22 protein-coding genes and 2 pseudogenes are annotated in these 20,430 nt (G+C 60.0%); 11 read left to right on the top strand and 13 right to left on the bottom strand.

The features are described 5' to 3' along the window. A pseudogene (locus BLQ92_RS20140) lies at positions 1-329 on the top strand (bacteriohopanetetrol glucosamine biosynthesis glycosyltransferase HpnI); the annotation flags it as partial. On the opposite strand, the gene BLQ92_RS20135 reads toward BLQ92_RS20140, so the two are convergent. Beyond that, positions 317-877: a type 1 periplasmic-binding domain-containing protein gene (locus BLQ92_RS20135; RefSeq protein WP_244106634.1), complete on the bottom strand. Its 561-nt coding sequence runs from the start codon at positions 875-877 to the stop codon at positions 317-319. The pseudogene BLQ92_RS20140 and the gene BLQ92_RS20135 overlap by 13 nt on opposite strands. Positions 878-935: 58 nt before the next feature. On the opposite strand from BLQ92_RS20135, the pseudogene BLQ92_RS20130 reads away from it, so the two are divergent. Together BLQ92_RS20130 and BLQ92_RS20125 are read left to right on the top strand one after the other, a co-directional pair. Further along, a pseudogene (locus BLQ92_RS20130) lies at positions 936-1,229 on the top strand (sugar phosphate isomerase/epimerase); the annotation flags it as partial. Positions 1,230-1,303: 74 nt separating this feature from the next. Beyond that, positions 1,304-1,960 (top strand): nucleoside/nucleotide kinase family protein, encoded by a 657-nt coding sequence (locus BLQ92_RS20125; RefSeq protein ID WP_090686283.1) that lies wholly within the window; start codon positions 1,304-1,306, stop codon positions 1,958-1,960. Between the two features lie 56 nt (positions 1,961-2,016). Here the strand turns inward: BLQ92_RS20125 and BLQ92_RS20120 are convergent, their stop codons facing one another. The 7 genes from BLQ92_RS20120 to BLQ92_RS20090 form a co-directional block, all read right to left on the bottom strand. Beyond that, positions 2,017-3,315, bottom strand: a complete 1,299-nt coding sequence (locus BLQ92_RS20120) for an L-fuconate dehydratase (protein ID WP_090686282.1) — start codon at positions 3,313-3,315, stop codon at positions 2,017-2,019. Positions 3,316-3,427: 112 nt separating this feature from the next. Then, positions 3,428-4,369 carry an ABC transporter substrate-binding protein gene (locus tag BLQ92_RS20115; RefSeq protein ID WP_090686281.1) on the bottom strand — a complete coding sequence of 314 codons (942 nt, stop codon included), beginning with the start codon at positions 4,367-4,369 and terminating at the stop codon, positions 3,428-3,430. A 116-nt stretch (positions 4,370-4,485) separates the two neighbouring features. After that, positions 4,486-5,511 carry an ABC transporter permease gene (locus BLQ92_RS20110; RefSeq protein ID WP_090686280.1) on the bottom strand — a complete coding sequence of 342 codons (1,026 nt, stop codon included), beginning with the start codon at positions 5,509-5,511 and terminating at the stop codon, positions 4,486-4,488. Positions 5,512-5,530: 19 nt separating this feature from the next. Then, the gene (locus BLQ92_RS20105) at positions 5,531-7,042 is read right to left on the bottom strand and encodes a sugar ABC transporter ATP-binding protein (protein ID WP_090686279.1); all 1,512 of its coding nucleotides are present in this window, start codon (positions 7,040-7,042) and stop codon (positions 5,531-5,533) included. A gap of 316 nt (positions 7,043-7,358) precedes the next feature. Further along, a complete protein-coding gene (gene glnA / locus BLQ92_RS20100; RefSeq protein WP_090686278.1) occupies positions 7,359-8,864 on the bottom strand; it encodes a type I glutamate--ammonia ligase in 1,506 nt (501 codons plus the stop codon). Between the two features lie 78 nt (positions 8,865-8,942). Beyond that, positions 8,943-9,146: a hypothetical protein gene (locus BLQ92_RS20095; protein WP_090686277.1), complete on the bottom strand. Its 204-nt coding sequence runs from the start codon at positions 9,144-9,146 to the stop codon at positions 8,943-8,945. Positions 9,147-9,189: 43 nt separating this feature from the next. After that, on the bottom strand, positions 9,190-9,483 hold the full coding sequence (locus BLQ92_RS20090) for a GYD domain-containing protein (RefSeq protein ID WP_090686276.1): 294 nt from the start codon (positions 9,481-9,483) through the stop codon (positions 9,190-9,192). A gap of 348 nt (positions 9,484-9,831) precedes the next feature. On the opposite strand from BLQ92_RS20090, the gene BLQ92_RS20085 reads away from it, so the two are divergent. Beyond that, positions 9,832-10,140, top strand: coding sequence for a hypothetical protein (locus tag BLQ92_RS20085; protein WP_090686275.1), 309 nt, complete (start codon positions 9,832-9,834; stop codon positions 10,138-10,140). A 207-nt stretch (positions 10,141-10,347) separates the two neighbouring features. Here BLQ92_RS20085 and BLQ92_RS20080 read toward each other — a convergent pair whose 3' ends face one another. From BLQ92_RS20080 to BLQ92_RS20070, 3 genes are all read right to left on the bottom strand, one after another. Continuing rightward, complete coding sequence (locus BLQ92_RS20080) at positions 10,348-11,340, bottom strand: sugar-binding protein (RefSeq protein WP_090686274.1); 993 nt, start codon at positions 11,338-11,340, stop codon at positions 10,348-10,350. Positions 11,341-11,645: 305 nt separating this feature from the next. Beyond that, on the bottom strand, positions 11,646-12,671 hold the full coding sequence (locus BLQ92_RS20075; protein WP_244106635.1) for an ABC transporter permease: 1,026 nt from the start codon (positions 12,669-12,671) through the stop codon (positions 11,646-11,648). 75 nt (positions 12,672-12,746) lie between these two features. Then, positions 12,747-13,487 (bottom strand): ATP-binding cassette domain-containing protein, encoded by a 741-nt coding sequence (locus tag BLQ92_RS20070; protein ID WP_090686273.1) that lies wholly within the window; start codon positions 13,485-13,487, stop codon positions 12,747-12,749. 325 nt (positions 13,488-13,812) lie between these two features. Here BLQ92_RS20070 and BLQ92_RS20065 point away from each other — a divergent pair, with 325 nt between their 5' ends. Beyond that, on the top strand, positions 13,813-14,832 hold the full coding sequence (locus BLQ92_RS20065; RefSeq protein WP_090686272.1) for an SGNH/GDSL hydrolase family protein: 1,020 nt from the start codon (positions 13,813-13,815) through the stop codon (positions 14,830-14,832). 141 nt (positions 14,833-14,973) lie between these two features. On the opposite strand, the gene BLQ92_RS20060 is transcribed toward BLQ92_RS20065, so the two are convergent. After that, a complete protein-coding gene (locus BLQ92_RS20060; RefSeq protein WP_090686271.1) occupies positions 14,974-15,294 on the bottom strand; it encodes an H-type lectin domain-containing protein in 321 nt (106 codons plus the stop codon). Between the two features lie 452 nt (positions 15,295-15,746). On the opposite strand from BLQ92_RS20060, the gene BLQ92_RS40080 reads away from it, so the two are divergent. The 6 genes from BLQ92_RS40080 (at position 15,747) to BLQ92_RS20045 (ending at position 19,496) form a co-directional block, all read left to right on the top strand. Next, the gene (locus BLQ92_RS40080; RefSeq protein ID WP_218133045.1) at positions 15,747-15,896 is read left to right on the top strand and encodes a hypothetical protein; all 150 of its coding nucleotides are present in this window, start codon (positions 15,747-15,749) and stop codon (positions 15,894-15,896) included. Positions 15,897-15,899: 3 nt separating this feature from the next. Next, positions 15,900-15,965 (top strand): BBE domain-containing protein, encoded by a 66-nt coding sequence (locus BLQ92_RS41430; RefSeq protein ID WP_143016636.1) that lies wholly within the window; start codon positions 15,900-15,902, stop codon positions 15,963-15,965. 182 nt (positions 15,966-16,147) lie between these two features. Continuing rightward, entirely contained in the window at positions 16,148-16,513 is a 366-nt protein-coding gene (locus BLQ92_RS20055; protein ID WP_090686270.1) for a VOC family protein, read from the top strand. Positions 16,514-16,823: 310 nt separating this feature from the next. Next, entirely contained in the window at positions 16,824-16,946 is a 123-nt protein-coding gene (locus tag BLQ92_RS41105) for a hypothetical protein (protein WP_279607967.1), read from the top strand. A 310-nt stretch (positions 16,947-17,256) separates the two neighbouring features. Then, positions 17,257-18,570 carry an Nramp family divalent metal transporter gene (locus tag BLQ92_RS20050; RefSeq protein ID WP_090686269.1) on the top strand — a complete coding sequence of 438 codons (1,314 nt, stop codon included), beginning with the start codon at positions 17,257-17,259 and terminating at the stop codon, positions 18,568-18,570. Positions 18,571-18,656: 86 nt separating this feature from the next. Further along, complete coding sequence (locus tag BLQ92_RS20045; protein WP_244106637.1) at positions 18,657-19,496, top strand: ferredoxin reductase domain-containing protein; 840 nt, start codon at positions 18,657-18,659, stop codon at positions 19,494-19,496. A gap of 9 nt (positions 19,497-19,505) precedes the next feature. Here BLQ92_RS20045 and BLQ92_RS20040 read toward each other — a convergent pair whose 3' ends face one another. Next, entirely contained in the window at positions 19,506-20,420 is a 915-nt protein-coding gene (locus tag BLQ92_RS20040) for a hypothetical protein (protein WP_090686267.1), read from the bottom strand. Positions 20,421-20,430 lie beyond the last annotated feature (10 nt).

Genomic DNA, 20,430 nt, shown 5'->3' with positions numbered 1-20,430 from the left:
GGACCATCCGCACCATTGACCCGATCGGCCATATCGGTTCCGCGTTGATTCATCCGCTTGCGTTTGCGTTGTTGACCGTGGTGTTTTCTGGCGGCACGGTGTGGGCCTGGCCGCTGGCGCTTGCGGCATTGCTCGCCCGATTAGCGTTGAAGATGCAATCGGATCACGCGTTGCGGCAGCCGCACCACGACCTGTGGCTGCTGCCGTTCTGGGACATCGTGTCGTTTCTTATCTTCGTCGCCAGCTTCTTCTCGACGCGGGTGATCTGGCGAGGCTTTAGCTTCACGGTGGACGGCAACGGCTTGCTGTCGCCGGTTCAAGATGAATAAGTAGGTGGAGTATGCAGGTGGCCTCCGGGTCCGACGCTTTGATCGTCCTCGCCGGACATCGGGCCGAAGCTCGTCGGTACGATCACGAGAGGGTGAGTCGTTGTGTCATGCGTGTCGGCCAGTGCGAAGGCCTCTGCAATCTCCTGCACGTCCTGACGCACCATGGTCACCTCGAACGGCAGGTGTGCTGCAAAAGGATCCCAGTCGAAGCATCCGACAACCGTGGACTGCCAGGCGTCGCGCGGCAAGCTCGAGGCGAACTGAACCAGTCCTTCAAACGCGGTAATCGAATTCATCAGCAGGCCAGCGGGGAGCCGGCCGAGGCTCTCGTAGCGATGCGCAAGCGCGCACCTCGCAGACGAAGCGTCATACCCGAAGCATTCGACAGCATCGGCCGCCGGACTTATGCCCCGAGCCTCAAAGGCGTCGCGGAACCCGGCAATGCGCATGTCCGTCGCATACTCATCTACTACACCGCCAAGAAACAGCAACTCAGCAGGGGAGTCGCCGCGCGCCATCATCTTTGCCGGCAATACGTCTGTCAGCACGCGGGCGCCGCCACGGTTGTCCGACACGACTGACGGCGCGCCCGGGCCGGGATATCGAGGCACCGGTCGCCTCGGCGAAAGCAACCAGGGCTATCTGGGTTCGTGTACCATCGACTTCGCGCAGTTCTTCCATGCACTTGCGATGATCGACTACCAAGGCGTGATCACGTTCGAGAGCTTCTCATCGACGGTGGTGAACGAGCAATTGTCCAACGCTCTGGCGATCTGGCGGAACTTGTGGGACGACGGCATGGATCTGGCCAGTCACGCGCGTACCTTTATCGCTGGAGGGATCAATGCCGCGGCCAAGGCGAGGGCTTATCACCAGGACGATGCGCCGTTGAGGTGCTGAGGCGAGTGCGGCGGCGCTCCCTCGCCGCCTGCTAGCAACGAGTTTTCCCAAACCACACCAAAGAAATTGTCTCGATGATCGAAAATCACTTTCTGGTCCGGCTAGAGCGGCTGATCGCTGACGGCGAGCGCCGTATCCTCGGCTTGGTTGGCGCGCCGGGCGCCGGCAAATCAACGCTGGCGCAGGCTATTCTCGAAAGACTGCCTGGCCGCGCGGTTGTGGTGCCAATGGACGGATTTCATCTCGCGAACGTCGAACTCGAGCGTCTTGGCCGCGCTTCCCGCAAGGGCGCCGAAGATACGTTCGACAGTGCGGGTTACGTTGCCCTGCTGGAACGTCTGCGCGCCCAGCGTAATGACGAAGTGATTTATGCCCCCACGTTTCGGCGTGAAATTGAAGAACCGGTCGCCGGAGCCATTCCCGTTATGCCGGACACGCCATTGGTGATTACCGAAGGCAACTATCTGTTGCTCGAGCGCGGCCACTGGAAGGCCGTTCGGCCGCTGCTTGACGAAGCGTGGTATGTCGATCTTGTTCCAGAAGTGCGCAGACAGCGGCTTGTAGACCGTCATGTGAAGTTCGGTCGCGATGAGGCCGCTGCGCGAGACTGGGTTCAGCACACCGACGAGGTGAACGCAGCGCTGATCGAGTCGACGCGAGCGCGCGCCGATATGGTCTTTCACTGGACCTCGCAGAGTGGAGATGCCGTGCCCGTCGATGGTGAAGAGTAGCGGTCTAAGTGACACCACCGCCGTGGCATAACCGCGGCGGTTCGACGTGAGCTGCCTCAAACCCGCCAGGCCGGGCCATCAGGAAAGCCGTACTGATCGAGCGAATCTGCATGTATTTCGATGCTATAGCCGGGACGTTTCGGCGGCATGTAGCGGCCGTTGCGAATCACAACAGGATCGACGAAATGCTCATGCAGATGGTCCACATATTCGAGCACGCGGTTTTCTAGCGACGCCGATACGCAGATATAGTCGAACAGCGAAATATGCTGCACGTACTCGCACAAACCGACGCCGCCCGCATGCGGACACACGGGCACGCCGTATTTCGCCGCCATCAGCAAGACGACGATCACCTCGTTCAGACCGCCCAGGCGGCAGCTATCGATCTGGCAGAAGTCGATGGCATGCGCCTGCAGCAACTGCTTGAACATCACGCGGTTCTGGCAATGTTCGCCCGTCGCGACACCGATCGGGTGAAGCCGCTGCCGGATGGCCGCGTGGCCGAGAATGTCATCGGGACTCGTGGGTTCCTCGATCCACCATGGGTCGAACTCGGCCAGACAGCGCATATTCGCTATCGCTTCGTCGACATCCCACACCTGGTTCGCATCCATCATCAGCTTCAGGTCTGGGCCGATTTCTTCACGCAGGATGCGGGCCCGGCGCATATCCTCCTGGAGACTGCCGCCCACCTTCTGCTTGAAGTGCGTCCAGCCCTGTGCGACACCTTCGCGTGCGAGCCGGCGAATCTTGTCGTCGTCGTAGCCGAGCCAACCGGCTGAAGTCGTGTAGGCGGGATAGCCGTGCGCCAACATTTCCTGCTCGCGCTCGTCCTTGGTCCGGGCATGGCGGTGCAGCATGGCGATGGCTTCTTGCGGTGTAATCGCGTCGGTCACATAGCGGAAGTCGAGGCAACGCACGAGTTCCTCGGGGCTCATATCGACCAGCAGCTTCCACACCGGCTTGCCTTGCGCTTTTGCCCACAGGTCCCAGGCTGCATTGACGACCGCCGCCGTCGCCAGATGAATCGCGCCCTTGTCCGGACCGATCCAGCGCAACTGGCTGTCCGAGGTCAGCGCGCGCCAGAAAGCGCCCATGTTCGCCGCGATCTCTTCAAGCGTTCTGCCGACGACAAGCGGGGCAAGCGCCTGTGCCGCAGTCACACAGATCTCGTTGCCGCGTCCGATGGTGAAGGTCAGGCCATGACCCGTGAGCGAGTCCGGCGCATCGGTTTCGAGCGTCACGTAGGTGGCGGAGTAGTCGGGCGCGGCGTTCATCGCGTCGGAGCCATCGAGTGAGCGTGAGGTCGGAAACCGTATGTCGCGAACCGACAGCCTTGTGATCGTGGTCATCTGAGCACCCTCCCGGGGCAACTGCTAACGACATCCGTCGATGCAAAAGGAGGGCCGTGGCGTTCAAGGACGCCGCGACCCTGCCTCGCTCACTACGCCGCAGCAGCAACGCTCAGTCGTAGAGCACGGCGGCAATCTTGGGATCGTTGATATTGCTCTTGTCGTACCAGTAAAAGCCCGTGTCGACTTTCTTGGGCAGCGTTTCGCCCTTCAGCGCCTTCACCGCGGAGTCGACCACGCATTTGCCGATGCCGATCGGGTTCTGCGTAATGGCGCCGTACATCAGGCCCGACGTGATGTCCTCCTTTTGCTCCTTGCCCGAGTCATAGCCGATCAGGACCAGCTTCTTGCCCGATTCCTTGACGCCGATTGCAGCGCCTTCCGCCGAGCCTTCATTCGAGCCGAAAATGCCCTTGAGATTGGGATTGGCCTGGATCATCGTCTTGGCGATTTCCGCCGACTTCAGGTGGTCGCCGCCGCCATACTGGACCGAGACGATCTTGATGTTCGGATGCTTGGCCTTCATCTCGTTCAGGAAGCCGTCGCGGCGATCGACGCCGGTACGGCTCGTCTGGTCGTGCACGATCAGGCCCACCTCGCCGGAGTCGCCGATCGCCTCGGCCATCTTGTCGGCGGCGAGGGCGGCTGCGGCAATGTTGTCGGTGGCGCAGGTCGTCAGCGGAATGTCGCTGTCGACGCCCGAGTCGAAGGCAATGACCGGGATTTTTTGAGCCTGTGCCCGCCGCAGCAGCGGAATAGCCGCCTTGCTATCGAGCGCGGCGATGCCGAGTGCCTGAGGCTTCTTGGCGAGCGCGGCCGAGAGCATGTCGATCTGCTTGTCGACCATCGCCTCGGTTTCCGGACCCTCGAACGAGATCCTGACGTTTTGCTCCTTCGCCGACTGTTCTGCGCCGGCTTTGACGGCTTGCCAGAACTGATGCTGGAAGCCCTTCGAGATGAGCGGGATATAGGGTTCGTCCGCGAGCGTGACACTCGTGCCGCCAACGAGCGCGCCGACGCCGAGCACGACGCCGATTAGTCTTCTTTTCAACATGGGGTATCTCCTCCTGGGGTGGGCCATTCAACCTTCAGCCGTTGGGGGAGCCTGTCGCGCTCCCTTTTCTTGGTACTTTGAGCTTGATCCCGTTCTTCAGCCTCTCCCGCGCGCCGTCAGCTTTTCTTGCGCCGCAAAATATCCGCGTAGACCGCGAGAATGATGATGAGACCGGTCACCACAATCTGCCATTCCTGCGCGACGGACAGGATGCGCAGGCCGTTGGTCAGCACGCTCATGATGAACGCGCCGATGATCGTGCCGAGAATCGTGCCCGAACCGCCGGAGAGCGAGGTCCCGCCGATCACCACGGCGGCGATGGCTTCGAGTTCATAGCCCTGGCCTAGCGCCGGCTGGGCCGAGTTCAGCCGCGAGGCGATGAGCAGCCCGGCGATGCCGCAAATCGAGCCGCCCAGGGCGTAAATGGCGATTTTCCAGCGATCGACATTCACGCCGGACAGGCGCACGGCCTCTTCGTTGCTGCCGAGCGCAAACGTATAGCGGCCGAGCGCCGTGCGGTTGAGCATGATCGAACTCACCACCGCAAGAAAGAACAGGATCAGGACCGCGTTTGGAATAGGCATGCTCGGCAGCACATAACCGATCAGCGAATCCTGCGAGATCATGTAGAAATTTTCGGTGTCGGTGAAGTAGATCGGCTTGTCGGCGGAGACGACGAGCGAAAGCCCCTTGAGCAGCATCATCATGCCGAGGGTGGCAATGAACGGCGGGATTTTCATCTTCGCCGTGAGCGTGCCCGAAACGGTTCCGCAGACTGCGCCAGTGCCGATCGCAGCAAGAACACCGGTCCACATCGGCAAACGCCAGTAAGTCAGAAACACACCGCAAATGACCGCCGTAAACGTCATCAAGGTGCCGACCGACAAATCGATGCCGCCGGTGATGATCACGAAGGTGCAGGCAATCGCCAGCACGCCGTTGACCGCCGTCGCCTGCAGAATCCCAAGCATGTTGTCCATCTGCATGAAAGCGGGGGACGCGAAGCTGAAAAACACCAGCAGCAGGATCAGGCTGCCGAAGGCGAGCAGCTTTTGCAGGGCGGCAGGCGCGAAAAGACGGGCTCGAAGTCCCGAGGATCTTTCCTTGTTACCCAGCGCCGGCGTATCCGATGGCAGTGTCATGAAATGGACCTATCGAGGTTCATGCCGCTTTTAGGGTTTCACGCAGCGTCGCCAGATGCATGATGCGTTCTTGCGTCGCCTCCTTGGCGGAGAGTTCGCCGGTAATACGGCCTTCGCACATCACGACGATACGGTCGCTCATCCGCAGGATTTCCGGCAGCTCCGACGAGATCATCACGATCGCCTTGCCTTGCCCGGCGAGCGAGCGCAGGAGCTTGTAGATCTCGCTCTTGGCGCCGACATCGATGCCGCGCGTCGGCTCGTCGAAGAACAGCACGTCGCAGTCTCGTTCGAGCCATTTGGCAATGACGATTTTCTGCTGATTGCCTCCCGAGAGGAGCCGCACCTGCTGCGCCGGCGACGGCGTGCGAATGGCCAGCAATTTGATGAAATGGGAGGCGGTGCGGCGGATCTGGGTGCGGCGCAAGAAGAAGTTAAGCGAGAGGAATTTGCCCAAGTTGGACATCACGATGTTGGATTCGACATCCATGCCGGTAGCAAGTCCAAAACGCTTGCGGTCCTCCGAGAGGTAGCCGATACCGCGCGCCACCGCATCGCTCGGTCTCCTGATCGCCGCCTTTACGCCTTTCACCACTATTTCGCCGGAGTCGACTGGATCGGCGCCGAACACCGCACGGGCAACCTCGGTGCGCCCGGCGCCCATCAAGCCTGCAAAGCCCAATATCTCGCCTTTGTGCAACGCAAAACTCACGTCTCTGACGAGCGGGCCGGCGTTCAGATTTTTGACTTCGAGCGCGACTTCGCCTTTATCCGCGGCACCGTGCGAAGGCTCGACGTCGGCTAAGGTTCGCCCGACCATCATGCCGATGATCGCTTCGACGCTGGTGTCGCGGGCGGTGACGGTGGCCACATATTCGCCGTCACGCATAACGGTGACGCGGTCGGCGATCTGCTTGAGTTCATCCATCTTGTGGGAGATATAGATGACGCCGACGCCCCGGATTTTCAGCTCGCGGATGATGCGGAACAGCTCGGCAATCTCGGCGTCGTTGAGCGCCGAGGTGGGCTCGTCCATGATCAGGACGCGCGAATCGAACGACAAGGCCTTGGCGATCTCCACCATCTGCTGCTTGGCGACCGTCAGCGTGCCGACCACGGCGCGCGGGTCGAGATTGACATGCATGCGGGCAAGAATCTCGCGCGCCTGCGCGTTGAGCTTGTCTTCGTCCAGGAACAGGCCGAGGCGCCCGCGCGGCTCGCGGCCGATGAACATATTCTGGGCAACGCTCAGATGATTCATCAACTGGAGTTCCTGATGAATGATGCATACGCCCACGGCCTGCGCCTCACGCGGAGTTGAGAACGCCACCGGCTGGCCGTCATAGAGGAATTCGCCGGAATCGCGGGTGTACACGCCGGCGAGGATTTTCATCAGCGTCGACTTGCCGGCGCCATTCTCGCCCATTAGCGCGTGGACTTCGCCCGCCATGAGTTCGAACTGGACTTCGTGGAGCGCCCGCACGCCGGGAAAGCTCTTGTTGAGCCTTTTGACGGAAATGAGAGGGGTCATGGTGCGGATTGAAAGACCACGCCGCCACGGCCGCAGACCTCGGTGCGAGATGCGGGTTGCACAAACGCCGGGCGTTGCCGGAGATCACGGCTGAAATCGCAACGAGAAGCCAGACACATGCCTAGTGCCCCCCAAACCGATGTGCCACTACTTTACGCTGCTAGACCGCAGCGACTCAATTAGGCATTCCCTAATATCATAGGTAAACCTGTTCATCGTAGGTAAACATGTCGGGTGCTGGTTTCCCACTATTTGTTATCGCACCGGTTCCGTTTGGTGTGCAGTGCAACAAACGGATCCGTGCGTTTGGGTGCCTTTAGGTATCGAAGTAAAGGTAAAACTCCCATGGGTGCGGCCGCAGTTTGAGCGTGTCGATTTCGCGTTTGCGCTTGTATTCGATCCAGGTCTGGATGACGTCGTCGGTGAACACATCGCCTTTGCGCAGGAAGCCATCGTCGGCCTCCAGGGCGGCGAGCGATGCTTCGAGCGAACCGGGAACCTGCTGTATGTTCCGGGCCTCCTCGGGCGGAAGGTCGTAGATGTTCCGGTCGAGCGGGTCGCCCGGATCAGTCCTGTTTTCAATCCCGTCAAGGCCGGCCATGAGCATCGCCGCAAACGCCAGATACGCATTGGCCGACGGGTCCGGACAGCGGAACTCGACGCGCCGCGCATTCGGCGAAGCGGAATACATCGGAATACGCGCAGCGGCCGAACGGTTGCGCTGCGACATCGCCAGGTTCACCGGCGCCTCATATCCGGGCACCAGACGTTTATATGAATTGGTCGTTGGCGCGCAGAAAGCCATCAGTGCCGGCGCGTGCTTCAGTAAGCCACCGATGTACCAGCGGCACAATTCGGAAGTCAACGCCCAACCGGCTGCGTCGTAAAAGAGATTCGAGTCGTCTTTCCATAGGCTCTGATGGCAGTGCATGCCGCTCGCGTTGTCGGTGAACAACGGCTTCGGCATAAACGTAGCCACTTTTCCGTGCCGGCGCGCGACGTTCTTGCAAACGTACTTGTAGATCATCACGTTGTCGGCCATGCGCGTGAGCGTGGCAAAACGCATGTCGATTTCGTTCTGACCGGCGGTCGCCACCTCATGGTGATGCACTTCGATCTGCACGCCCGTCTGCTGCAGCGTCAGTGCAATTTCCGAGCGGATCTCCTGCAGCGTATCGTGCGGCGGCACCGGGAAATAGCCCTCTTTGTAGCGCTGTTTATAGCCGAGATTGCCGCCGCCGTACGCACCCTCATCGCGACCGGTGTTCCAGTCTCCCTCGGCGGATTCGACATAGTAGTAGCCGCAGTGCTGGTCCTGTCCGAAGCGGATCGAGTCGAAGATGAAGAACTCGAGTTCGGGCCCGAAATAACACGTGGTGGCGATACCGGTCTGGCGCAGATAGTTTTCCGCTTTCTTCGCGACATAGCGCGGATCGCGTGAATACGGTTGCTGCAGCACAGGGTCGACCACGTCGCAGATGATCGAGAGCGTCGGTGTGGCGCACACCGGGTCGATAAAGGCGGTGCTCGGATCGGGCCGCAGCAGCATGTCCGACTCGTGAATTTCCTGAAAGCCGCGGATCGAAGAGCCGTCGAAGCCGATCCCGGCGCTGAAGAGATCTTCATGAACCTCGGGGAGTGTGATAGAGAAGTGTTGCCAGAGACCCGGCAAGTCGGTGAATTTCAGATCGACGATCTGCACGCCGTTTTGTTTTAGCAGATCGCTCACATCGCTTGCGCTTTGCGGTCGAGCGACACGGTAGCTGCCTGCTTCGACGGATACCTCGAAAGGCGAATGGGAAGGTCCTTGCGTGGTGGACATGGGATTTCTCCTCACTGGCCATTTGCCTGACCTTCAATCTGACAAGTCCGCGTGCGAAACGCAGCGGACTCCTGAAGGCTAGCGATCTTCGGCCAGTGCTTTCAGATGGGCGTCGCCGGCGTCTTGAGCAGCGGCACGTGTCGTATAGGTTTCGTCCGAAACAAGCGAGCGCTTCACCTTTTGCGCCGTGAAGTCGACTAGCGTGATGACCCAGACGTAGGCGCCGGCCTGTTCGGCAACTTGCACGAAAGCGCGGACATTGCCGCCGTTATCTCCGTTCATAGTGTGAGCTCCTTGGAAAAGCGTTTGCATGCTGGATGGATCTCTACGATAGCTTGCCCAGAATCGCCCCGATTTCGCTCTTGTTGAAAGCGCGCAGCGTCTGCGTACGGATATTGCCTGCGGAGCCGACCGCAAAGCCGAATGCGGCGAAGCTTTGCTCGTCGGGTGCTTCGATAATGGTGACAATGTCGTACTCGCCGATCGTCCAGTAGATCTCTTTCATCTCGCAGCCAAAACTTTTGGCCAATTCCGCCGACTGACTCGCCCGTTGCGGGCTGTTTTTGATGGTGCGGATGCCTTGATCCGTAAACTGTGAAAGAACCACATAGGTCGCCATGACGATTCTCCTTGCGATTGAAGCCTGGCAGTATTCGTACGCCTAGCGATACCGTGAGCGTCGTAGCGCGCTGTTTACAGGACCGTTTCGTGCGCCCTTAGATTTTAGGCAATGGGCGGCGAACATGTGGTCGAACCGGGCTAATCTGATAATCTTGTTCAAAGCAATGCTGCAGTGTGACAACTCGCACCGGAAACGAAAACGCATTCGTAGAAGTATGATGAGTTATGCAACCGCGACGATGGAAGTCGATCTGTTCCAAAGGTCCGACTAGCTTGAATCGATTCGCATAAGAATCGAGTTGGCGGTGCCGGGCTCCGATTCATTTTCAATAGTGTTGGAGGTGAAATGGCTACTTATGCGATTGATGGCGTGCGCATCAACCCTGCAAGCGACCGCGTCACGCACGTGCGCTGGGCGCTGATCGATCCGAAGACGAACGAATGGTCGTCTCAACCCGCAATCGTCGAGGTGGCGGCAGCGGTCAACGCGATCCATGCGGGGGATGTGGTCTGGTCGGTTTTTACCCTCGGCGGCAGGCGATTTCTTGGGCCGAAAATCAAGGCAGTGGCCCACACCAACGGCGACGACGGGATCGACACGGACGTTCCGGATGGCCACGTCGAAAAATGCATTGATGACCTGCCGGCTGTTTGACCGATTGCCGGTCTGCATGAGATTTCGACGAAGTCATATGGAGTGCGAAACTGCTGGTGGAAGAAGCGTAGTTGTTGGTGCGCCAGCCGACTGGCACGACCGCACGTATGACCGTTTCGCCTTGGATGCCGCCGTAGAGGTCGCTCCGGGGCCGAGTCGCATTTCACTCGGCCCGGGATCCGTCTTTGCAACGGCACCTGCCTGCCTTCAATGCTTCAGGCAGGTGTCGGCGTTCTTCCAGGTGCAGGTATCGAGGCCGGTATGGATGAGCGGCTTTACTGTCTTCCCTTCTGCGAGGTCACGCATCACCATGGCTGCCCGATAGCCCATTTCCTCCGGCCGTTGACCGACGAGGACATTGACCTTGTGGTCCTTGAGGGCCTGCAGTTCCGGTCCGAGCGTATCGGCCGAGACAATCACGAACTTGCCATCCTGGATCTTCTGCATGATAGGCGCGACGACCTGCGAATAAGCTTGCGGGGCAAACAGCGGCCAACCGCCTTCGAGCACGAAGGCGTCAAGACTGTTGGCGTTGGCGGTCAACGTGTCCTGCATCATCTGGTTTGCTTTGGCGGCGTCGTCATTCACGTAGAGTGGGCAGGCGCTGATCTCTTGCCAGCCGTTTTCGCCAGCGAGCTTGGCGATTCCCTTCTTGCCCGAGAGTACGTCGCGCGTGCCCTGCGCGCGCTGGTTGATATTCTCGGCCGCGGGATTGCCCATCACGAGGCAGATATTGCCGCCCTTCGGCATAAGCAACTTCAACTGCTCGCCGAGCTTGACGCCCAGATCGTAATTGTCGGTGCCAACATAGCTCTTGCGCAGCGAAGCGTCCTTCGGCAACAAATCGGCATCCGCGGTAATGACCGGGATCGTCACATTGCGGCGGCGCAACACTTCGGCCACGGCTGGGGCGTTCGAAGGCGAGATCGCGATTGCCGACACACCCTTGGTCAAGAGGTCGTCGATAAGCTGTACTTCGGCGCTTTCGTCTGCGGCCGTTGCGGGGCCGGTGTAGTAGCAGGTGTAGCCTTCCTTGTTGAGTTCCTTGTTCGCCCGGTCGCATCCCTGGTGCATGAGGTCGAAGTAGGGGTTGTCGAGACCCTTCACCACCAGCGCGAGGGTCTTATCGGCTGCGAAGGCGGGGGAGGCCAGCATTGCGAGCCCTCCGATCGCGGCAAGACACATCAAAGCTTTCTTCATTGTTTCCTCCTTGTCGACCAGAGTTGGCGCTTTATCTGTCGGCCGGAGTTGGCGCTTTAGCGCCTACTCTGGTCCCATGCAAAGCACTTGATCCGGTCCCATGCGAAGCTGCTGGCGCCGGTTCTACGGCGTTCATGTCTGCTCGCATCATTTTCATCATAGTCCTAAGGAAAGCCCATTTCTGAGCTTTCACCCGCGCGCGGAACCTTCGCATCTTGTGAACCTGTGCGCCCGGCAGTTCCGCGTCTCGACCGGCCGCATTTTCGTAGCACCGACCCACTCTGACCGGTGCTTCCGAAGACGTTTCAATCCCCTTGCCGCTCGCCGCCGAGCCGGTTGAAGAGCACGGCGATGATAATGAAGGCGCCAACCAGGGTCCCCTGCCAGAAAGAGTCGACGCCGAGCAGGATCAGGCTGTTGCGGATGACTTCGATGAGTGCCGCGCCGACCACGGTGCCGAAGGTGCTGCCGACGCCGCCTATGAGATTGGTGCCGCCGATCACGGTCGCGGCGATCACACGCAATTCGTCGCCTGTGCCTAGACCCGTGGTCACCGCGCCGAGCCAGCCGACTTCGAGGATGGCCGCGACGCCCGCCATCAGGCCAGCGAGCACATAGACGGAGCAGATGACGCGGCGCACCGGAACGCCGGTGAGATTCGCGGCATGACGGTTGCCGCCAACCGCGAAGACGTAGCGGCCCCAGCGCGTCCAGGTAAAGGCGAACCAGAACAGCACGGCGAATACCACCAGGAACCACACCGGATTGGCGAGCCCCAAGGTCGAGCCGCCGCCGAGCGCAAGGAGTTTGCTGCCGTCGGGACCGAAGTCGAAAATGGTCCGGCTACCGGAGAACACTAGCGCGAGGCTGCGGCCGATGCTCAGCATGCCGAGCGTCACGACGAACGGCTGCATGTCGAGATAGGCGATGAGCAGACCGTTCACGAGACCGACGATCCCTGCGGTCAGGAGCCCCATGCCGATACCGGCCCAGATCGGATAGCCCGCGTTCATGACCACCGAGAGGACAATACCGCTGATACCGATCGTCGAGCCGACCGAAATATCGATGCCGCCCGTGATGATCACCGCCATCATGCCAAGCGCGACGATCGCAACGAAGGCAAAGTTACGCGTGACGTTGAAAAGATTCTGCGGCGTCGCAAAGGTCGAGGTCGCGAACGACAGCAGGATGCAGGCGACGATCGTGGCGAGCACCACCCAGAACACCTGGCTCGCGAGCAACCCCGTCCAACGGGTATGGGTCTTCGCGGCTTGTGGATCATCAAGCAGTGTCGGGATTCGCGAGGGCCTTTCAGGCTGATCGTTCAATTTCTGGGCTCCTGTTGGTTGCACCTGGCGCTTTAGCGTCGAGTGCGACCCCATGCATAGCCGTGCGAGGCAGGTTCAGGCGGTGGCGATGGCTCCGGTGATGAGGCCGGTCACTTCTTCCGGAGAGGTTGCTTCGGTGTTCTTGTCCGCGACCTTGCGTCCGCGCCGCATCACGACCACGCGGTGGGCGACGGCGAAAACGTCGGGCATGCGGTGGCTGATGAGAATGACCGCGATGCCATGTTCGGACAGGCGTTTGATGAGGTCGAGCACCTCCGCTACCTGGCGGACGCTGATCGCTGCGGTCGGCTCGTCCATGATGACGAGCCGCGCCTCGGACAGGCGCGTGCGAGCGATCGCCACTGCCTGTCGCTGACCTCCCGACATCTGGCGGACGAGATCACGGGGGCGCGTCTCGGACTTCAGTTCTTTGAAGAGCTCGCCGGCGCGCCGATACATGGCCGCGTGATCGAGAATGCGGATGGGCCCGAAGCCGACCCGGGGCTCGCGGCCGAGGAAGACATTGGCAGCCGCCGTGAGGTTGTTGCACAGCGCGAGGTCCTGATAGACGACTTCAATCCCCTGGGCGCGCGCGTCAACCGGCTTGCTGAAATGCACCTGCTTGCCGTCGATGAGGATTTCGCCGTGCGAGGGGGGGAAGTTCCCAGCGATGACCTTCACCAGCGTCGATTTCCCTGCGCCGTTGTCTCCCATGAGCCCGACGACCTGACCCGGCTCCAGACTGAGGCTCATCTCGGTCAGGGCCTGAATGGCGCCGAAGTGCTTGGAAACGCCTCTGAGCTCCAGAAGACTCATGGATTGTCGCGCTCGCTCCAGTGGAGCCGCCCATTTTTCGGCAGGGCGACCGGTAGTCAACATGCTATTGCCAAGATTTTTTTATAGCACAACCGCGTCTTTTGGCAAGCCAGCTTCGGTCCCCTGGTTTATCTGCGACCCGATGGGCGCGCGGGCCTCATTCTTGTAGGAAAGCTTGTGGACGTTTGGGCATCCGAACCTATTCGACGGCCGAGGCCGCGATAGCGCACGCTTTTTGCTTGAGTGTAGTGGTTGTTGGCAAGGCGACGCGCGAGATTCGTCCGCGAAGTGCCCGCAGTTGCCGGCAACTCACGAGGGGGTCGCGATGCGAACACTACATGACACGGTACGCGCTGCAATTTTTTCCATGGCGATCGCACTGCTCGCGGCATGCGGCGGGAGCGGAGGCGGTTCGGGTAGTGGCGGCTCAGCCACACCGGCAGGCGGCATCAATCTGCAGATTGTCTCATTCGGCGATAGCCTTTCAGATGTCGGGACCTATGCGCCGATCGCCAGCGCGGTTGGCGGGGGGCGTTTTACGACCAATCCCGGACAGGTGTGGACTCAGGATGTTGCGCAATACTACGGGAATACGCTAAGCGCTGCCTATACCATCGACATTACGCAAAAACTCAGTGCGCAGGGCGGCCTCGGCTATGCGGAAGGTGGTGCGACAGTGGCGACGCCGGCAAACCAGAACGACTTCCTCACCGACGTGATCGGCGACGTCGAAATGCCGGTCAATCAGCAGGTTTCGAGCTATCTGACCACGTATGGGAGCTTTAACTCCGGTCAACTGGTGCTTGTCTGGGCCGGCGCGAACGATGTGCTGCGCGCTGGGGCGCTACCGGCCGCGGCACAGACCGTGGAGACGGCGGCCACCACGCTCGCTCAGCTGGTTGGGCAGGTTGTGCAGGCAGGCGCGACCCATGTCGTGGTGGTCAATCTTCCGAACATTGGACTGTCGCCCAAGGGTCTCGCTCAGCCGGATGGCGGGGCAACCTTCACCCAGTTATCGCAACTCTTCAACAATACGCTGAACGCCGCCTTACAGGCCAACGGTCTGCAAGCCAAGCTTATCCAGATCGATTCCTATACGTGGTTGAATCAGATCATCGCGAATTTTCAAGCAAATGGCTTCACCGTATCGAATACCGGCCAGGCCTGTAACCCTACGACAACACCCGACGACACCTCATTGCTCTGCTCGCCGGCAACCTACGTGAGCGCCAACGCGGACCAGACCTACATGTTCGCTGACGACCTTCATCCGACGACGCATCTGCACACGCTCTTTGCTCAGTACGTGGAGCAGCAGATCGCCAGCAGCGGCCTGGGTCACTGAGTCTGGGAGAATCGTTTGTTTGAGGTGGGCGCCTTGCGGTGCCCGTCCCCTCGAATTCGATTCGACAGGCACCTCAAGAGATTTTCGTTCCTGCGGATGAGATTTCACTCGCTCCGCATCAAGAGAAAATCACTGCAAGCATTAAGCCGGCACTTCGGCCGTATAGCCAATCTGCAGATTCTGATCCCAGCCGAAAGCGGAGTAGTTCGGCTTGACCGTATCGACGCGGACGATCCGCAGCGTAAAGTCGGTATTCGTGACCTTCACGACGGTGGTCGCAAACGTGTCGTTGAGGACGCCGGGATAGTTGGGATCTTGTAGCGTGGTGACCGTGACGACCGGTGTGCGCGAGAACGACGCCGGAAACGGCACTCTGACGGTGAGCGGCGAATTGATCCATTGCGTGGTGGGCGGCGAAGCGAATTTGCCGACCGAATGAGTGCTGACGATTCTTTCTGCCATTGCAATTCTCCAAATATGGATATATCGATCCGCGGAAACACATAGTTTCGCGGTGGGCCACTGCAATTCCGTTTTAAAGCGGGTGCCGTCTGCAAACAAGCTGTGAACATTGTCAGGGTATGTTGGAGCAATCCTGTCGACGTAAGCCGCTGTGGCTTCCAGAGTTCGCTGTACGGCAAGCTGGCGTTAGATGCCCGCTGCAGTTTCGCAGACCGTAACACTTAGGCGGCCAGGCTCGAACATGAAGGACGGGGCAATGCCGAACGCGGAGCGAAAGGTGCGCGATAGATGAGCGGAGTCGGCGAATCCCCGGTCGCAGCGCAACGAGCGAAGGAACGCAGCCGCGGGTCGAACGGCAAGGAGGCGAGGCCAGTGCTTTCGCGACCGGCAAAGCGGGCCCACTCAATACTTTCGGGTTCGAGATACAGCACCGCCGAGGCCCCGAACGCCGGATGCGCATGCAGGGTATCCGGCGGGACGAGAAGCAGATCGGCGCGCACTACGTTGGGCGCTACGGCGACGAGACGACGCTTCTGCAACTCGCCGCGCAACTCGAACAAGCCGCACCCTGGGCACAGCGTAGTCCCGAGCTCGAAGCGTGAACGTTGAACCGGTACGACCCGCACAACCTGTTTCGTCACAACCAGAACATCAAACCCTCTGCTTCATAGCGATTATCCGTTGCGCATGAGTCGATATCACCTTGATTAGCGAGCTTGAGTTGCCGGGTTAAGAGAATGATTGATCTGGATAAGTCAGGGGCTTAAAGGAGTTTTCATTCCATTCGATCCGTGCAAGAATCGTTGGCTATTCTGAACGGGTTCTATTTTCGAAAGCTCCTGGGAGATATGAAATGCCTGTAATTGGTATCGATCATGTGCAATTGGCCATGCCGGCGGGCGGCGAGGATGATGCAAGGCGGTTTTTCGGTGAGATTCTGGGCTTGCAGGAGTTGCAGAAACCCGCTGACACAGCCGGGCGCGGTGGTCTTTGGTATCAATGCGGGCCCATGCAGTTGCATCTCGGTGTGCAGAAGGATTTTTCCCCCGCTTTGAAAGCGCACCCGGGTTTGCTGGTCGACCGGCTGGAACCGATTGTCGAAGAACTAAAAACCGCCGGCTATCCATTGTCGGCCGATGTGGCGATCAAGGGATTCTCGAGAATCTTCACAATCGATCCGTTCGGAAACCGAATTGAATTGCTGGAGCGTGTCGCCTAGCCGGGATAGTTGTCGAAAAATTGCAAGCGCTAAACAGGTATTCTTTGCGCCAATCTACGCGTTTGGCGGCTTCGTCGAACAGAACCGCATTGTGGTTCCGGATTGCTATGCGTATGTGGTGGCCGAGGATCGCTGGCACGCCATCCATCCTCTATCGCGCGGTTCGTGCGGAGCCATTTCCGTCGTGGCCGGGAACGGCCAGATTCACGCGATAGGCGGGCGCGATACCCGGTCGGTTGACTGGCACTAAGCGGTCTTGCGTAGCACGCAATATGACCCGCGGACCGATACATGGAGCACGCTCGCACCCATGCTTACGCCTCGCCACGGCATGGGCGCGGCAGTGATTGCGGACGCGATCCACGTGGCCGGAGGCGGCCCAATGAATGGCGGCGTCTTTCAGACTTCGATTCATGAGGTATGGATGGGCTGATTGGAAATATCCGGAGCAGTGGCTCGGTTCCGGCCGCCGCCGCCCAGCCGGCGTCTCCCCGCTGAATATCGCAAACGCCGTGCACCGGCGCCAGAGCAAGTCTTGAGAACGTAGAGCACGCTTCAGGTTTCTTTATCGAAGCGATGAGAACGTTCAATTGTTCTTTTCCCGTTCCTCGCAGCATCATGCAAACGTGCGACGAAACGGCTGGCATGGAATATGAAATGCCGTCCGAAGCACGCCACCCGGTCCCTGGCCCCGGCTAAAGCTATGGCACCGATAGTTTGTTTCACGCGAGAGGACTTCTGCGATGAGTACGCCAGCCGCCCGTCTGGGAATGACCGAACGAACCACGCTGGCCATCGGCGAGGTTCTGGCTGGGCGCAGCGCCGGCATCCGCTCCGCGCTCTTGTTCGCCGGCCCGGCTGTGGTCGCTTCTATCGCGTACATGGACCCGGGCAATTTCGCCACCAACCTTCAGGCCGGGGCACGCTACGGCTACTCGTTGCTTTGGGTGGTGCTGGTTGCCAACATCGTCGCCATGCTGTTCCAGGCGCTTTCGGCGAGGCTGGGCATCGTCACGAACCGCAATCTCGCCGAAATGTCCCGCGAGCATTTTCCGGCTCCCGTGGTCTATGCAATGTGGGGAATCAGCGAGATCGCCGCAATGGCGACTGACCTTGCAGAGTTTCTCGGCGGCGCGATTGGCCTGGCACTCCTGTTTCACCTGCCTCTGCTTATTGGCATGGCAGTGACCGGGCTTGTAACTTACGCGATCCTGACGGCCGAGAAGCAAGGCTTCCGCCCGATCGAGCTGGTTATCGGCGGTCTTATTGCCGCGATTGCCCTGTCTTATGTGATCGAACTGCTGATTGTGCACGTGGCATGGGGAGCCGCGGCGCACGGAACGTTCGTACCGCAGTTGCATGGTTCAGGGGCGCTCAGCGTCGCCGTCGGTATTATCGGCGCCACGGTGATGCCACACGCCATCTACCTGCACTCCGGCCTCACGCAAAATCGCGCACCCGCGCGTACCGATGTTGCGCGCCGCCGGCTCGTGCGCTTCTCGAACCGCGAAGTCGTCATCGCGCTGACGCTCGCCGGTCTCGTCAATATGGCAATGGTCATCATGGCATCCGGCGCATTTCATGCCGGTCATCCCGACGTGGCCGAGATCGAGACGGCCTATCACACCTTGACGCCTTTGCTTGGCGCCGGCGCAGCCGGAGTCTTCCTGGTTTCGCTGCTCGCCTCAGGCGTTTCCAGTTCGGTGGTCGGAACGATGGCAGGGCAAATGATCATGCAAGGCTTCGTGGGCTTTCGTCTTCCAGTCTGGCTGCGCCGACTTGTGACGATGGTGCCCGCATTCGTCGTCGTGGCGCTCGGTGTCAACGCAACCGATGCGCTTGTCTACAGCCAGGTGGTATTGAGTTTTGCTCTGCCGGTGCCGATGATCGCGCTCGTGATCTTTACCAGCCGACGCGACATCATGGGCGCGTTCGTGAATAGCCGACTGGTATCGGTCGCCGCGATTTTGGGGACCGCAACGATTCTGGCCCTCAACGTAATCCTGCTGTTGCAGACTTTTGGCGTCGCCATCCCAGGAATCCCCACGGCCGGGTGACCCCTTTTACGGAAGCCCTGCCATACCGAGCCAACGCGAGCCAACGGCCACCCTCTATCAGCGTAGCTATATACGTGGTATTCGCGTTGGACGCCTTGCTGGTGGATCGCTTCCGCCCTAACCTGAATCTCACATTCAGCCGTCCTTCCAATAGTTTCCTGGACGGGCTTTTCTCATGCAATCCATGCACTGACGAACTCCCGATTCCGGAAGTCGAAGTTCCTATTGGAGAAGACATGCACGACAGCCTCCTCTCAGTCGTCGTTACACGGAAATGGCAACTTGCCGAGAGTTACCATGCCGTTGAACTTCAAACCAGGTCCCGATCGGAGCTTCCGTCGTTTGACGATGGAGCTTGTGTCACACTTGCTCGCGACAACATCGTCTCCAAGGGAAGAACCTATCCCCTGTGCAGTTTTGCGTCTCGACCGCGTGCCTATGTCATCGCGGTGAGACAGGATGATGGCGATACGGACACAGAGACCGCTGACATCTCACTGAGCCAAGGAGACGAGGCGTTTATCGAAACGCCACGGAGTCCTGCCGTTATTTTAGACGGTCCCACCCGATCGATACTTTTTGCTGGAGGCGTTGGCGCGGCATCGATCGCCGGAATCGCGAAACGGCTCGACGCGGCAGGTCAAAAATTCGAGCTGCACAACTTCGCTCGTTCACCTGAACGCGCAGTCCTTCGGGAAGAACTTGACGCTCTTAAAAGCGAAGGTAGGGTGCATCACCATTTTGGCCTGGATGCAGAGCAGTTGGAGCAGGCAACTTCTCACGCGATGAGCCCAGCGCATGCGAACACTCAGATCTACTGCAGTGGTCCCCCAGCATTTATGGATCTCATTGCGCGCCAGGCTCGCGAATGGGTGTATCCGGGCAATATCCACAAGATTGTCCTGGGTGACAGAATAAATTCATAGTCACGTCTTTTAAGACTCCACCTGCGCGCCCGGTTTATTCCCCGCGGAAGCCGTCATTGCGCGGCTCACCGTGCCGCTGCGCAGCGTCCCCAGCGTATCTAATGCTCGCGCACGCTGCGGCCCGGTGTACGGCATATCCGCATGCAGCCACAGCAGCGGAAACAGCAGGTTAAAGCGTTGTACTCGCTCGGGCGGCGGCAGTCTCGTCACACCGGCGCCGGGGCCAGAAGCACCGGAACTGCGATCGCGCAGCGAGGAAAGACCGAGCGACGGCAGCTTGCCAAAACGCTGCTGCGCGCCGAGCAGATCCATCGAAAGCTCCATGATTGAGGCTGCGAATTGCAGTTGCGGGCTGGCGGACAACTGTCCCAGCAACCCCAGCATCGCGCCGCACCACGCATCGCGCAGCGCCCCATTACGCATCCCTTCCTGACCCGGCTCCGCATACTGCCCGGCAATCGCCTCGAGCTGTCTCGTGGGCGGCGGCACCACGCCGCTATTCTTGCGCACCTTCATCGTCGGCGCGGCGTCCGAATCATGCTCGTCCGAGTGATCGTCATGCGACTGCCCGCCGCCGCCACGGCCGCGTCCGTCGCGGTTCACCGCATGGCTGTCGGCGTGATGTGCGTCGGCCTCGTCGGGTCCGTCGTCGTCGAGTCCCGCGCCGCCGCCGCGTTGCTTCTTCGCCGCGCGGCGCTTGCGCGCCAACTGGTCGGCCATCTTTCTGGCGCGCACCGAGCTGACCGACGGACCGCGTTGCGGGTCTTGTCCGTAGGTGAAATTGGTCGTGCCGCGATACAGCGCTGCGAATTGCACGCCGTTTCGGGCACCCTGGGCATTGGCGCTTTTCTGCTGGGCATCGGCCGTGTGCTGCGCATTGGCCGCTGCCGTTTCGTTGCCGTTCGAGTGGGAGACCCGGCTCATAAGCTTAGCC

Source organism: Paraburkholderia phenazinium (genome assembly GCF_900100735.1).
GTDB classification, from domain to species: Bacteria; Pseudomonadota; Gammaproteobacteria; order Burkholderiales; family Burkholderiaceae; genus Paraburkholderia; species Paraburkholderia phenazinia.
This window is presented reverse-complemented; position numbering and strand designations above follow the sequence as displayed.